The 13,750-nt window shown below is 60.8% G+C and carries 11 protein-coding genes and 1 tRNA gene; 2 read left to right on the plus strand and 10 right to left on the minus strand.

The window, feature by feature from the left end; all coding sequences use genetic code 11:
* Positions 1–111 precede the first annotated feature (111 nt).
* The 3 genes from C7G61_RS14785 to C7G61_RS14795 form a co-directional block, all read right to left on the minus strand.
* Positions 112–381, minus strand: coding sequence for a hypothetical protein (locus C7G61_RS14785; RefSeq protein ID WP_145963621.1), 270 nt, complete (start codon positions 379–381; stop codon positions 112–114).
* Between the two features lie 290 nt (positions 382–671).
* On the minus strand, positions 672–1,439 hold the full coding sequence (locus C7G61_RS14790; protein WP_108515270.1) for an anti-sigma factor family protein: 768 nt from the start codon (positions 1,437–1,439) through the stop codon (positions 672–674).
* A 24-nt stretch (positions 1,440–1,463) separates the two neighbouring features.
* Positions 1,464–2,681, minus strand: coding sequence for a sigma-70 family RNA polymerase sigma factor (locus tag C7G61_RS14795; RefSeq protein ID WP_108515273.1), 1,218 nt, complete (start codon positions 2,679–2,681; stop codon positions 1,464–1,466).
* Between the two features lie 175 nt (positions 2,682–2,856).
* On the opposite strand from C7G61_RS14795, the gene C7G61_RS43910 reads away from it, so the two are divergent.
* Complete coding sequence (locus C7G61_RS43910) at positions 2,857–3,138, plus strand: hypothetical protein (protein WP_145963622.1); 282 nt, start codon at positions 2,857–2,859, stop codon at positions 3,136–3,138.
* Positions 3,139–3,147: 9 nt separating this feature from the next.
* Here C7G61_RS43910 and C7G61_RS14800 read toward each other — a convergent pair whose 3' ends face one another.
* From C7G61_RS14800 to C7G61_RS14825, 6 genes are all read right to left on the minus strand, one after another.
* Positions 3,148–5,100 carry a TonB-dependent receptor gene (locus C7G61_RS14800; RefSeq protein WP_244608302.1) on the minus strand — a complete coding sequence of 651 codons (1,953 nt, stop codon included), beginning with the start codon at positions 5,098–5,100 and terminating at the stop codon, positions 3,148–3,150.
* 1,072 nt (positions 5,101–6,172) lie between these two features.
* Positions 6,173–6,248 (minus strand) — tRNA-Lys (locus C7G61_RS14805).
* Positions 6,249–6,429: 181 nt separating this feature from the next.
* A complete protein-coding gene (locus C7G61_RS14810) occupies positions 6,430–7,011 on the minus strand; it encodes a Spy/CpxP family protein refolding chaperone (protein ID WP_108515276.1) in 582 nt (193 codons plus the stop codon).
* 132 nt (positions 7,012–7,143) lie between these two features.
* On the minus strand, positions 7,144–8,469 hold the full coding sequence (locus tag C7G61_RS14815; RefSeq protein WP_108515278.1) for a TRAP transporter large permease: 1,326 nt from the start codon (positions 8,467–8,469) through the stop codon (positions 7,144–7,146).
* Positions 8,466–9,041 (minus strand): TRAP transporter small permease, encoded by a 576-nt coding sequence (locus tag C7G61_RS14820; RefSeq protein ID WP_108515280.1) that lies wholly within the window; start codon positions 9,039–9,041, stop codon positions 8,466–8,468. Before C7G61_RS14820 ends, C7G61_RS14815 begins: the two co-directional genes overlap by 4 nt.
* Positions 9,042–9,200: 159 nt before the next feature.
* A complete protein-coding gene (locus tag C7G61_RS14825) occupies positions 9,201–10,202 on the minus strand; it encodes a TRAP transporter substrate-binding protein (RefSeq protein WP_108515283.1) in 1,002 nt (333 codons plus the stop codon).
* A gap of 1,087 nt (positions 10,203–11,289) precedes the next feature.
* Here C7G61_RS14825 and C7G61_RS14830 point away from each other — a divergent pair.
* Positions 11,290–11,574, plus strand: a complete 285-nt coding sequence (locus C7G61_RS14830; protein ID WP_244608303.1) for a hypothetical protein — start codon at positions 11,290–11,292, stop codon at positions 11,572–11,574.
* Between the two features lie 165 nt (positions 11,575–11,739).
* Here C7G61_RS14830 and C7G61_RS14835 read toward each other — a convergent pair whose 3' ends face one another.
* Positions 11,740–13,299 (minus strand): 2-isopropylmalate synthase, encoded by a 1,560-nt coding sequence (locus tag C7G61_RS14835; protein ID WP_108515285.1) that lies wholly within the window; start codon positions 13,297–13,299, stop codon positions 11,740–11,742.
* Positions 13,300–13,750 lie beyond the last annotated feature (451 nt).

Below are 13,750 nucleotides of genomic sequence, written 5' to 3' on the forward strand. Positions count from 1 at the left end.
CCGGATCACGCTCTGGCAGGGTGAACTCCAGGTTCTTCGCCTGGACGCGCCGTACTCAGAAGGCTGGGGCGATCAGATGAGCACCCCAGCCTTCCTGCCAGCGCGGCTACATCAGAACGAGCAGCCGAAGCTTTGCAGCGAGGTCTTGATCGCGTCCATCGTCTGCTTACACGTCCCTTCCATGGTTGACTTCGCTGATGGACTCTTGGCCATATCAACCCACATCTTGCGCGTCTGGTCGAGCTGTGCCTTGTAGGTCGCGCGTTGCGCCTCCGGAAGTTTCGACGTAACGCAACTATCATATTTTTGCAGAAAGTCGTCGCAAGCGGCGATGCCGGTGCTCTGCGCACGTGCAGGCCCGGCTACGGCAATCGCGAGCAAAGCGGCACCTGCCAAATGCAAGAGCAGCAACGCTCTGTGCATGCTCAAGCGTGATCCGATCGCAGCCTTCGTCGTTGTATAACGCATTATCTCTTGCTCCTTTGTTGGATGACAACATTGGAGCAGACGGACAGGCTCTCATTTTTGGTCTGTCGCCAGCCATCGCGATGTCTCGTTAGGCCCATCCTCGTGATGGAGCACAACGCACCTCCCGCCACCGAGATGTGGCCCGGACGACTTAAGCGTCGAGTTCAGGTCAGTTCGGTCCTGCGGAAGCGGGGCGCTCATGCCTACGGCCCCCCTGCCGGCCTTGGCCCGCATGGATCGTTATCATCGGTGGGCACTGCCTTGCCTGGATGCTCGGCCACCTCCGCGGTCGCCCCCGGTCCAGTACCGCGATCGCTTCCCATGCTGCCGGGTGTCGATTTCCTGGCTTGTTCGTTCGCGTCACTGCACGAGTGAGCATCTTTCTTCTTCGTTGGACCGGACGGGGTCGCCACGATTCCGCGGCCGATCGCATCACCTGCGTCGTCCTGCTTGACCGCGATGGCTGCACCGTCCCCAACCATCTTCACAACGGTCGGGATCGCGATCACGGCCAGGGCGGCGAGAGCGAAGCCGGACCACGCAATCGAACGCCGGTACCGAGCAACTGGACTGACCGCCATTGCCGAAACCTGCGCTCGGCCCTGTTCCGACGCAGCAAGAACGCCAGCCGCCCGCACCACCAGACCCGCTGGAGCTGTCGCAGGCCGCGCGTGGATTTCGTCCAGCAATGCCGCCGCGGAAGTTAACTCCGCGCGGGCCACCGGGTCGTTCGCAAGTCTCGCGGCGACAGCATCCCACTCTGCCCGCGGCAGGGAACAGTCGAGAAACGCAGCGATCTGAGCGTTGTCGATCTCGTCCCATTGACCTGCTGCAAGGGAACCCTGCTCCAAACCCTCGGAAATGGTCCGCGACAGTTGCGCGCGAAGCAGCTCATAGGTTTGCAGCCGGTCGGAGCGGTCATCGTCCTCGGCGGGCACAGACGCCGGTTCCTGACTAGGGCGTTCGATCATCGGGCAGAATTCCAATACCCATGTTCAGACGGACATATCGGAATTCTTTTCCAATTGCACCGCAATTTCTTTCAACCACTTCTGGGTTCGCTGCTTGAAACGATAGACATCCTCGACCGGGCAACCCATCAGCCTCGCGATGTCACGTGCTGGCAGCGGCTCATTGGCCGAAAATACAATCTGAAGGTACAACCGTTCATCGGCGGGAAGCTTCTCCGCAGCCGTATTGACGGCAGCGACGAGAGTAGCGCGGCGCTCTTCCTCCTCAAAGAGCAGCAAACGGTCCTCTGGCGTCGGCGACGAATCCGCGATCGAAACACCTCCACCCTCGCCAAGCAGCGCGTCGAGCGAGATGGCCTCGGTCGCGGGCGGCGTGCGTTCCAGCCTCGCCAAGCCGGCAACGCGCGCGATCGACTCGGCGACGTCAGCGGCTGTCGGATCTTGCGCCAGCCTGCCGCGCAATGCAGCAGCGAGGCGATCGGTGTCCAGCGGACAACCCTCCCACACCACGGCTGCGTAAACCGCCTGGTCAAGCGGCGTCGAACGAGAAATCGCGACCGGCAAACGCCGTCGGGGCGCCTCACGCCGCACGAGATCGATCAAAATGCGATCGACCACGGTCAGGATATAGCCCGTGAAGCTGCCGCGGCCTCCGTACAAGCGGATACGACGGAAATCATTCTCGATCAGCTTGAGGCATACTTCTTGATATGTATCCTCGCGTCCGGCTCTACCAAGGTTACGCGGCAATTGTCTGGCGATCCGGCTGCGAATGTCGGTCTCGAAGTAACGCGAGAATCTCTCCCACGCTTCGTGCGGCGTTTTACTGAATTGTCCCGCCAGTTCGTCGGCGAGAACATCACGGGCGACAAGCGACAAATACGTCATAAGCCGCGAGCGCGCGTCGAACCTCCGCAGCCGCGCATAATCGTCAGCCTTCAGTGATGCGACGATGTGAAGGAACGCAGCCTCCGCGTCCGCTCCTTCGCCTACCAGTTTCACGACGATCGACCATAATGTCGTCGAGACGTGTTCGAGAAACCTGCTCGCTGCCCCAGCGTCACCGGAGAGGGCACCATTGACGAGCGCGTGCTCAAAGTTGCCGCTCAGCGCCGGCACAATCTGCATCTCAGAGGAGACCGGTCGTTCGGCGACCGCATTGGCACTGTCGGCATCGTTGTCTTGCGGCTTGGCCTTTTTCAGGACCAACAGATTCTGGACCAACAGGCTGCGCGACCACATGGCTTCTCCCCTGACAAACAGCCGACCCACCGCATGACAGTTGAACAGCCAGAGACTACGGCCTTCGCAAGTTGGCCTCTTTCGTCGCCGAATAACTGGTTCTTGTCGATAAACAACTGGTATCCCAATCTGGCGAGATTATGAATTGCAACAATGCTAACGCAAAAATTGTAAGATGAACGCATTGCTCATCCTGAGCGCGCTCGACTTTGCTGAGTCTGTTCGTCGTGCCTGCCCCGACATGACACTGAATTGTCACAACTACGCCAAGCTTGGCGCCCGCAAATACCACAAGCCATATTGCGTCGATCAAGATACGGGATGCGCATCTATCGCGACCTGCTTGATCTTTCCGGTCGCGAGCTTGCAAGTGCTTTGCACCTCGAGCGCGGTGGCGCCGACCTTGATTCTCAGGTCGCTGGCCAGCCCACCGCTGAGGCGTCTCACCGAACTGTAAGAACAGCAATCACATGTCCACGGTCATCGACAGGAGATACGTGCGCGGTGCTCCCAGGAAGAACGTTCCGAATGAGGCCACGCTGGACCAGTAATTCTCACCGGTCACATTCTGAACGTTCGCGCGGAAAATCGTCTTCCTGCCGTTGATCGCCGTCGTGTAGCGGGCGCCGAGATCGAGCCGCGTCCAATCCGGGATCGGCTGCTTGTTGTCCGCATCGACGAACTGACTGCCGGTGTAGATGACGGCCCCATTCAAGGTGAGCCCTCTCACCCACGGCAGATCCCACTCGGCGCCAATATTGGCCTGTACGTTCGGAACGCCGATGGGCGTATTGCCCACACGTGACGCAATGGCGGACTTCGTCAGGGTGCCATCCAGCAGCGAAACGCCTCCGAGGACGCGAACATCGGGCATGAGCTCGCCGAAGACGTTGAACTCGAGCCCACGCACCTGCGTTTCGGCGGTCGCCGCGACGCGCCCATTCAACGGTTCGCCGCTCGCCTTCGATATCTCGAAGGCGCTGAATGTGGTTGCGACCCGGCCGAAGTCCACCTTGATGCCGGCCTCGTACTGTTTGGCGATGTGGGGCGGGAGCAGTTCGCTGCCATTGGAAACACCCGGCTGCGACGGCGCTACATCGCCCCGGCTTAGGCCTTCAATGTAGTTCGCATACAGGGAGACGTTGTCCCGAGGCCGGACGACGAGGCCGACCACGGGAGTGGTCGCGCTCTTGTCATAGGAGTTCAGCAGCGTTCCGACATTGGAGAGATAGTTGTTCGCCTCGACGCCCTGGCGCCGGACACCCAGCGTCAACAGGACACGCTCATCGAGCACGGACAAGGTGTCAGCAATCGAGAGCCCCGTGAGTTGACTGTCCGAGAGTCGAGGGCGCCCGGGGATCTCGTTTGCGAACTGAGTTGGCGCTACGGTCGGACTATAGATGTTCGACGTGACCGGACTGCCATTGGTGGTCCGCCGGTGCAGCGCGTCGTGATAAACCGAGGCCTGGAAGGTGACGGCATGGCGAACGAATCCGGTATCGAAGCGGGCGCGGACGCCACCATCATACGTATGCCGGTCAATGCTGAGCCCGAAGAATTGCGGCGTCGACCTGGTGTCGCCGCTCGTATTGGTGATCGTCGGAAGACCGAAGAAGCGCTCGACATTGGTCCGCGATCCGCCGACGTCGGCGAACAACGTAACCTGATCGTTTACATCGTATTCGTTGCGCCACAGGACAGATTGATCGTTGATGCGCGACCACTCCCAGGGTTGCGTCACGTTCAACCGGCCGTCCGGCGCCTTTGGTACCTGCAGGCCGGTAGCCATGAGGAACGGACGTGACGGAGCGTCGAACCGATCGGTCTGCGCGATGAGGTAGAGCCAAGACCTGTACCGTTCGCCCTGATAGTCGAGGGCCAGCGATCCGACGCCCGTCGTTTCAGACTGGCGGTCGATCGGCGTGTCGCCGCCGCGCAGGCTGCCGCTGGCGCGCACGCCCCATTCCTTGCTGTCGCCGTAGCGCCTCGCGACGTCCCAGTGACCGCCGAATCGCGCGGCCGAACCATAACTCGCGGTGAGGCGGGTCAAATCCTCTCCCGCACGCTTGGGCACGACATTGATGACGCCGCCGACGCCGCCATTGGGTGCGATGCCCGAGAGCGCGGCTGAGGGACCCTTGAGCACCTCGATGCGCTCGACGTAATCCGTGAAGATGCGGTAGCTCGGCGCGATCCCGTAGAGGCCCTCAAAGGCAAACTCACCATTGTTGCCTTCGTTGATTGGGAAGCCGCGAATGTTGAAGGAATCGACCACGCCGCCCGTTGGGTGGGAACTGCGCACGGAAGGATCCAGGATCAAGGCATCCGCACCGGTTGCCGCCTGCTGATCCCGGATGAACTTGTCCGTGTAGCTCGTCACGTTGAACGGTGACTTCATTGTGTTGGTGTTGCCGAGCATTCCCAGCCGCGCGCCTTGAGCGACCTGGCCGCCGGCAAAGGCGGGCACGACACCCGGCTGCGACGGCTGCGATTGCACCGCGACGGTTTCCGCTTGCGAGGCGGCAGGCACCGTGGTGCGCCGTGAAGTCGATCGGACCCGGGCGTCACTTCGTTTGGTTGGCGCGCGGCGGACCGACTGTTGCGACGGAGCATCGACAGTAACGGGTGGAAGGGAGTTGCCGCCATGCGATGTTTGGGATCGAGCGGGCGATTCGAACCACGCCAACAACGCCACTCCACCCAGCAGTGTCGCACCAAAGCGAGTTACCGTTCCGATCCCACCTGCACGTCGCATTTCCAGAAAGTCCCCCTCAATAGCACGTCGCACAACGTGAAATGGTTCTACGCTCGACCCGCAACGACCATAGATCGAAGATCCGCTCTCCGCGTCCGAGCTCGGCCCGACACTTATGGCTCTGTGAATCAGATGCCCCGCAGACTCGCACTTCGGGTTGGTTGCCTGTGCCTTATCGGCAAAGTCCGATCGCGAGCGAGCTGCACCGCGTCTTTAGAGAGGCGCTATGGTGACCCCAACGCAAATGCATGCGCTGCGACTTAGAATGTCTCGATCATCGACGACTCGAGTCAGCTGACACCGTGTTTGGAAAGTTTCCAAACACGCTTTGAAAGATTCCAAATCAGTGCTGTTGAAATTTGGAGCTAACAAAGATCTGTCTGAAGAGCTTTTCAAGCTGTACGTAGAACTGGTAGGCGCAAGACGCAGCGGCTGTATGAACGGGCCTGGCACTGTTTGCGAGCCACGAACTGAAGGATGGTACGCGCGCCGGCTCAAAGCAGATTTCTCAGTTTGCCAAAGCTGGAAATTCGTAACGAGCTTTCGCTCACCTCATTCCGTCACGGCGGGTTTACCGAAGGTGCCGACAGCGATCTCACAGATGCGGAGTTGCGCGCCGCAGACCGGCATAGATCGGCAAGGCAATTGCCGAGGAGCGACCAAGAGCAGCCGGCTTGTCGGAATAGCCGCTTGTCGGAAGGCTTCTCACGAGAGATCCCAAGCCCCTTGAAAGGCTTGGTGGGCGCACCAGGGCTCGAACCTGGGACCCGCTGATTAAGAGTCAGCTGCTCTACCAACTGAGCTATGCGCCCGGATGCTTGGCTTCCGGAAAAGCTCTCGCGAGAGGGCGTCGTTTAGCAAAGCGACCCGGGGATGTCCAGCAAGCCGAAGCGAGTTTTCCCGGGCTTTGGCTGACCGGCAGAACGGCAAAAAACCGCTGGATTTCAGCGGCTTCCGCCGATGTTCGGATCGGGCCCCGATTGAGGGGGCGCGTCAGAGCCGTTCGGGGCCGCCCCGGGCCGGTCCATCGTCCCGGTCATCGCGATTTCGGCCGTAGCCGCGGTCGCGGTCAAAGTCACGGTCCCTGCCCATTTCGCGCTCGAACCGGTGATGGCGCCAGCCTTCCCTGCCCCCAAACCGGGTCAGAACGGCGAGCCGGCGCTTCTGGCCGTCATCGAGCGTCTTGTAGAGCGGGTCGGCGGTTTCCGCGATCTTCTTCATGGCCGCCGCCGTGGCCGCCATATTCTCGGCCCGGTCACGCAGCCGCGCCACCGGATCATCCGGCTTCTGCTGGCTGGAATCGTCCCGCGGCGGGTTCATCCGCGCGTTGGCGCGATCGATTCTGAGCTTGGCGAACTCCCTGACCGCGGCCTCGACCGGCGGCCACAGCTTTTCCTGGTCCGCCGTCAGCTTGAGGCCGGCATGAACGGCCGCGATCCGGGCATCCGCATAGGCCGACCGGTCCTCCGGGCTCATCCGCGAGAAGCCGTGGCTCCAATGGCGGTGCTGGGCATAGACGGCGGTCGAACCGGCGATGGCGAGTACCGCAACCGCTGCGATAGCAAACTTCCTCATGCGAACCTCCTGTGAAAGGTTGCCTGAAGATGGGCTCGCGCCAATCGGTAATCAACTTAACGATCGGAAAGTGGAGCCTCCCTTACCAAGATGTAATCTCGACCGGGCCGACCTTTCGCCATGCACGAATGGCTACAGCATGCCGAGTACGCGCGGCAGCCACAGCGAAAGCTCCGGCACGTAGGTGACGATGCCGAGGAAGATCAGCATGGTCAAAAGCCACGGCCACACCGCGATCGTCAGCTCCGTGATGCCCATCTTGGCGATGCCGGAGGCTACATAGAGGTTCAGCCCGACCGGCGGATGGCACATGCCGACTTCCATGTTGACGACCATCAGGATGCCCAAATGCACCGGATGGATGCCGAGCTTGACCGCCACCGGAAACAGGATCGGCGCCATGATCAGCACGATCGAGGACGGCTCCATCACATTGCCTGCGATCAGCAGCAACAAGTTCACGATCAGGAGGAAGATGATCCAGTCGACGCCGATCGAGGTGATCCAGGCCGCGATCTGCTGCGGAATGTTTTCATTCGCCATCAGGAACGAGAACAGCACCGCGTTGGTGATGATGTAGAGGATCATCGCGCTCATATTGGCGGAGCCGAGCAGTACCTTCGGCACATCCCTCAGCGACATGTCGCGATAGACGAATACCGCGATGACGAAAGCGTAGACCGCGCTGATGGCAGCGGCTTCCGTCGGCGTGAACAGACCTGCATAGATGCCGCCGAGCACGATCAGGATCAGCAGCAATCCCCACATGCACTTGCGGAACGCCACGAAACGTTCCGTCCAGCTCGCCTTCGGCAGCCGCGGATAATCAAACTTGTACGCCCGATAGAAGGTCGTGACCCCCAGCAGCGTCGCCAGCATCAGGCCCGGGATGACGCCCGCCATGAACATCTGACCGACGGACGCCGACGAAACGCGTTGCCCGGCGGGATCCAGCGCGATGCTGCCGCCGGTCGCCACGCAATAGATCACCATCACGATCGAAGGCGGGATCAGGATGCCGAGCGCGCCAGAGGTGGTGATGACACCGGCCCCGAAGCGCTTGGGAAATCCCTGCTTCACCATCGCCGGCAGCATGATGGCGCCGATCGCGATCACGGTCGCCGGCGACGAACCGGACACCGCGGCAAACAGCGCGCAGGCCATCACGCCGGCCAGCCCGAGGCCGCCGTACCAGTGCCCGACCATGGAGGTCGCGAAATTGATCATGCGGCGCGCGACGCCGCCATGGGTCAGGAAATTTCCGGCGAGAATGAAGAACGGGATCGCCATGATCTCGAAATTGTCGATGCCGGTGAACAGCTTCAGCGCCACCGATTCGGTCGGCACGTTGGTCATGGTGAAGATGAAGGTCAAAACCGTCATGCCGAGCGCGATCGAGATCGGCATACCGGTCAGCATCAACGCGACCAGCAGTCCGAAGATGAATACGCTGGTCATCGCGTCACCTCCGCGACACCGGCGCCGGGCGCCTCGACGTCAACCCCCTCGACATGGGCGTGGTCATGGTGCGGCAGCTCGCCAGTACGCCAATAGCCGTAGGCGACCTGCAGGAAGCGGAAGCACATCAGGTACGAGCCCAAGGGAATGCAGAGGTAGACGAACCAGCTCGGGATCTCCAGGTCAGGCGAGACCTGGTCGGTGTGCATCAGGCCATAGACGAACTTCGCGCCCATGGTGCCGATCACGGCGGTGAAAAACGCGCCGCAGAACAGCCCGAACAGCACCACCGCATTACGCCACGGCGATCTGAGCTGGTTGACCACCACGTCGACGCCGACATGGATGCCGGTGCGCACGCCATAGGCCGCGCCGAACTTGGCCACCCACACGAACATGTAGATGCAAAGTTCCTGCGCCCAGGACATATGGATCGGGAACAGGATCGGATACAGGAACGGAATGCCGATGAGATAGCGGTGCATCACCGCCAGAAAGATGATGAAGGTCGCGAGCCCCATCAGCGTCGCGATCAATATCTCCTCAAGCCGATCGAGGATGCGAAGCAGCATCAACTTCCCCCTGAAAGATCGGCCGCTTTTGTCCCAGCCTGATCCTGCGCTATTTCCGCGGCATCCATTGTGGGCCGCAGTCCCCACTCACCCATAGCATATTTCGGAAAAGACAAGGGCTTCCGTGCCGAAACACGGAAGCCCTTCAACGCTATTATTCTAGTTCGTCGCGCCCCTCGTCTCCTTGAGGAATTCGTCGATCAGGGGCTGACCGACGCGCTTGGCCACGTCCTGGTAAACCGATTCGAGCGCCTTGCGCATCGCTGAGTCCTGCTCCGGCGTCAGCGATACGATTTCGCTCTTGCCGGTCTTCTTGATCTCGGCCAGCGCGTCGTCGTTTTCCTTCGCCGACTGGCCGTTGCCGTAGGCGGTGGCCTCCTTCATGGCCTTGTCCAGCTCGGTACGAATATCCGCCGGAATGCCGTCCCAGAATTTCTTGTTCACCACCACGATGTAGCCGATATAGCCGTGGTTCGTGACGGTGATGTACTTCTGCACCTCATGCATTTTCTGGGTGTAGATGTTGGACCAGGTGTTCTCCTGGCCGTCCACCACGCCGGTCTGCAGCGCCTGATAGACTTCGGAGAACGCCATTACCTGCGGGATCGCACCCAGTGTCCGGAACTGCGCTTCCAACACCTTGGAGGACTGAATGCGGAACTTCAGGCCTTTGTAGTCCGCCGGCGCCACCAGCTTCTTGTTGGCGCTCATCATCTTGAAGCCGTTGTCCCAGTACGCGAGACCGGTCATTCCTTTGGCATCAAGCAGTTTCAGCAGCCTCGTGCCAAGCGGTCCGTCGGTGACTTTGCGCAGCGTCTTCAGGTCGGGGAGGATGTAGGGCAGATCGAACACCTCGAACTCCTTGACGCCGATCGGCCCGAACTTGGCGTTCGACGGCGCCAGCATCTGCACCGCGCCGAGCTGGAGCGCTTCCAGCTCTTCCTTGTCCTTGTAGAGCTGCGAGTTCGGATAGACTTCGACCTTGACCTTTCCGGCGGTGTATTTCTCGGCCAGTTCCTTGAATTTCTCGGCCGCCAGCCCCTTTGGCGTATTGGTCGCCACCACATGGCTGAACTTGATCACGATCGGCGATTGCGCCGCAGCCGGTCCGGCCAGAGTCAATGCCGCGATCGATGCCGCGGCCAAAATCAGCTTGCGCATGTATCCTCCCGTTATTTCCCCGGAGCACGTGAACGCGGGTTCCGAGGCTTGCATGCCAGTTGCACCAATACAGACAAGCCAGCCGAATTGCCATTGCCCGTTAGCAGGGTGCCTCGCGAAAGCTTTGCTGCACCGCAAAAGCGCGGCAATCCGACTGCCAGCCCGTAGGATGGGTGGAGCGAAGCGATACCCATCAAAATGCTGGCGCAGAAGGCGATGGGTTTCGCTTCGCTCTACCCATCCTACGAAAAAACGGTTTCGCGATCTCGCGACGCATTGCGTCCGAGGTTTGCTGGAGAACTTCCCGCCCTCTTGTTCAGAGGGCGCAGGGAAGACCGGGTGCTTGCTGCACCCGCGGTCTCGCGTGCGATTTGCGCAAACAAAACTGCACACGAGCATACAGGGCAGCGGGAGCATTCCGGCCTTCCCTGCGCAATGGCTTTACGGCTTACTTCGTGCTCTTCCTGGTGAACGGCTTTCTTGCCACCATCGCCGGCGGGACACCGCGCTCGATCCAATAGGATCGATGCGCAACCGCCAACTTAGCGCCAGCACCGCGGCGTCAGAACCACACGACTTCGCCGTACGCTCAAGCCACACACGTCAGTCGCAGCTCTTGCGTCCATCGCATCTCACCGCACGTTCGTGACGATGGCCAACGCCCCTCAATTGGGTGAGACAAGCGGAGTTATGCGGGTGATTTGGGGGAGAACGAAAGCAGAATATTTTTGATTCCCGGGGTTGACGCGATTTCGGAAAATCAGAAGTGATTTGCCCGTCGTGCCGGTATGTCGCAGGCGGGCAAAGCGAAGCGTCCGCTTTGGCGGCCCTCGGTTGCGATCAAAGAATGCCTAGCGGACAGATTGTTCTGCTAACCGCCAAGCCTCCGATCGCATTGGACGCGCTTTCCCTCGCCGGTCCCGGCTCAGTTCGCGACCTTGCAAAAAAATGAAAATAATGTCGGGCAGTGGACAGTCAATTGCGGCACTTGCCCAAATCATAGCACGCGTATTGCCCGGCTATCCTTTCACGCGAACGGAACGGTCGGCCGGATTTATTAAGTAACCGGTATTTTGGAGCCATTGCCATGACAAAGCTGGATGAGCGCATCATCGCCAAGATGGATGTCGTACTCGAGAATGTCTGTCGCGGGCTGCCGAACAGCGGTGGAGATCACGCAACGCGGAAATACGTTGCGCAGAAACTGGCTCAAGCTGCGAGGAAAGGCAACACCACGCTTGACGGCCTGGAGGCCGTTGGCCGTCGCGCATTGCAGGAAATCGCACAGGGATCGGCAACACCGGGCGCGGAGCGAGGTCGGGGACTAGCTGGCTCGAACAGCCAGATTCGTTCAGCGTACCGTCTGCACTAGCATCGCAGGGTGGGCAAAGGCGCGTTTGCGCCGTGCCCACCGTCTCAGATTTCGCTCACGATGGTGGGCACGCTTCCGCCTTCGCTCGTTGAGCTTCGGCGGACAAGTCGCTTGCCCGCAATCAATCGATCTAATGGTTGCTACGAATTGCGGCTGCGAAAGCCGTCAGCTCGCCGCCTGCGCCGGCATGTCGCGCTGGTGCTTCATGACGATCTTGTTCAGCGCACCGAGATAGGCTTTCGCGGACGCCACCAGCGTATCCGGATCGGACCCCTTTGAGGTCATCGAGCGGCCTTCATGGGCGAGCCGCACCGACACTTCGGCTTGCGCGTCGGTGCCTTCGGTGACGGCGTGGACCTGATAGAGCTCCAGCTTGGCCTCGTGCGGCACCAGCGCCTTGATGCAGTTGAAGACCGCATCGACCGGGCCGTTGCCTTCGGCTTCCTCGATCTTCATCTGGCCTTCGATGTCGAGCTTCATGGTCGCGCGCTGCGGACCATGGGTGCCGGCGATGACCGTCAGCGAGACCAGCTTGATCCGGTCATGCGAGGCCGCGATCTCCTGATCGACCAGCGCCTCGATGTCCTCGTCATAGATGTCCTTCTTGCGATCGGCCAGCGCCTTCATCCGCACGAAGGCGTCTTCCAGCTGGTTGGCGCCGAGCTTGTAGCCCATCTCCTCCAGCTTGTGCACGAAAGCGTGGCGGCCGGAATGCTTGCCGAGTACCAGCGACGACTTCTTCAGGCCGATCATTTCGGGCCGCATGATCTCGTAGGTCGATGCGTCCTTCAGCACGCCGTCCTGATGGATGCCGCTTTCATGGGCGAACGCGTTACGGCCGACGATCGCCTTGTTGTACTGCACCGGGAACGAGGTCGCCGCCGATACCAGTTTCGAGGCCCGCGTCAGCATGGTGGTGTCGATCTTGTTCCACCACGGAAACACGTCGTTCCTTACATTGATCGCCATCACGACTTCTTCCAGCGCGGCATTGCCTGCCCGCTCGCCGATGCCGTTGATGGTGCATTCGATCTGTCGCGCGCCGCCGGCGATACCGGCCAGCGAATTCGCCACCGCCATGCCGAGGTCGTTATGGCAGTGCACCGAGAAGACCGCCTTGTCGGAATTCGGCACCCGCTCGATCAGCGTGCGCATGAAGTTGGTGTATTCCTCCGGCACGGTGTAGCCGACCGTGTCGGGAATGTTGACCGTGGTGGCGCCGGCCTTGATCACGGCCTCGACGATCCGGCAGAGATAATCCATCTCGCTGCGGGTGCCGTCTTCGGCCGACCATTCGACGTCGTCGATCTGGTTGCGCGCGCGGGTGACATTGGCGATCGAGAGCTCCATCACCTGCTCCGGCGTCATGTTCAGCTTGACGCGCATGTGCAGCGGCGACGTTGCGATCACGGTGTGGACGCGGCCGCGTTTTGCGAACTTCACCGCTTCGGCGCAACGGTCGATGTCCTTGGGGTTGGCGCGCGACAGGCCGGCGATGACCGAATTCTTGGAGCGGCGGGCGATCTCGCTGACGGCCTGGAAGTCGCCTTCCGAGGTGATCGGGAAGCCGGCCTCGATGACGTCGACGCCCATGTCGTCGAGCATTTCGGCGATCTCGAGCTTTTCCTCGAACGTCATGGTCGCGCCCGGGCACTGCTCGCCGTCACGCAGGGTGGTGTCGAATACGATGACGCGGTCCTTTTCGGACTTGTTGGCGGTGGTCATTTCTGAAGTTCCTTTTGGGTGGTAGCGCCGTTTTTTCCAGGCGCTGAAGGGTCTGGTGATCTCGCGCGAACCCCTGAGTGCCCAGGCGCAAACCGCCCAGACGGCCCTCAGGGGCCGATAAGAAGCAGAAGCCCGCCAAGAAGGAGGGTGGGCGCGGACGCAGCCGGACGCGCGGGGGCAACCTTGGCCGCTCCACCCCGAACTCCGTACTTTTTGCTGCGAATCAGCATTGCCAGACCCTTTGGACGGCCAAATCCTCAGCCAAAACCATTGACGGTTCGTTGCCGGGAATACGTCCAGAGGTCGTTCTAGACGAGAATTATGGCCGGCCGCAATGCCAAAAGATGGTCAGGACGGGTGACCTTTCGAAGGAGGGTCATTCCGGGATGGTGCGCAGCACCAGACCTCAGATGATGTGCAATTGCGCATCGGGGAATCTCGAGATTCCCCA

The organism is Bradyrhizobium algeriense, assembly GCF_003062295.1.
Classification (GTDB): Bacteria; Pseudomonadota; Alphaproteobacteria; order Rhizobiales; family Xanthobacteraceae; genus Bradyrhizobium; species Bradyrhizobium algeriense.

What these genes read in the sequence shown, in the direction of transcription:
- C7G61_RS14825 (WP_108515283.1), bottom strand. Translation starts at nt 10,202, where the DNA reads ATGCGCAAGCTGATTTTGGCCGCGGCATCGATCGCGGCATTGACTCTG.
- C7G61_RS14815 (WP_108515278.1), bottom strand. Translation starts at nt 8,469, where the DNA reads ATGACCAGCGTATTCATCTTCGGACTGCTGGTCGCGTTGATGCTGACC.
- C7G61_RS14820 (WP_108515280.1), bottom strand. Translation starts at nt 9,041, where the DNA reads ATGCTGCTTCGCATCCTCGATCGGCTTGAGGAGATATTGATCGCGACG.
- C7G61_RS43910 (WP_145963622.1), top strand. Translation starts at nt 2,857, where the DNA reads ATGAACGCATTGCTCATCCTGAGCGCGCTCGACTTTGCTGAGTCTGTT.
- C7G61_RS14790 (WP_108515270.1), bottom strand. Translation starts at nt 1,439, where the DNA reads ATGATCGAACGCCCTAGTCAGGAACCGGCGTCTGTGCCCGCCGAGGAC.
- C7G61_RS14800 (WP_244608302.1), bottom strand. Translation starts at nt 5,100, where the DNA reads ATGCTCGGCAACACCAACACAATGAAGTCACCGTTCAACGTGACGAGC.
- C7G61_RS14810 (WP_108515276.1), bottom strand. Translation starts at nt 7,011, where the DNA reads ATGAGGAAGTTTGCTATCGCAGCGGTTGCGGTACTCGCCATCGCCGGT.
- C7G61_RS14835 (WP_108515285.1), bottom strand. Translation starts at nt 13,299, where the DNA reads ATGACCACCGCCAACAAGTCCGAAAAGGACCGCGTCATCGTATTCGAC.
- C7G61_RS14830 (WP_244608303.1), top strand. Translation starts at nt 11,290, where the DNA reads ATGACAAAGCTGGATGAGCGCATCATCGCCAAGATGGATGTCGTACTC.
- C7G61_RS14795 (WP_108515273.1), bottom strand. Translation starts at nt 2,681, where the DNA reads ATGTGGTCGCGCAGCCTGTTGGTCCAGAATCTGTTGGTCCTGAAAAAG.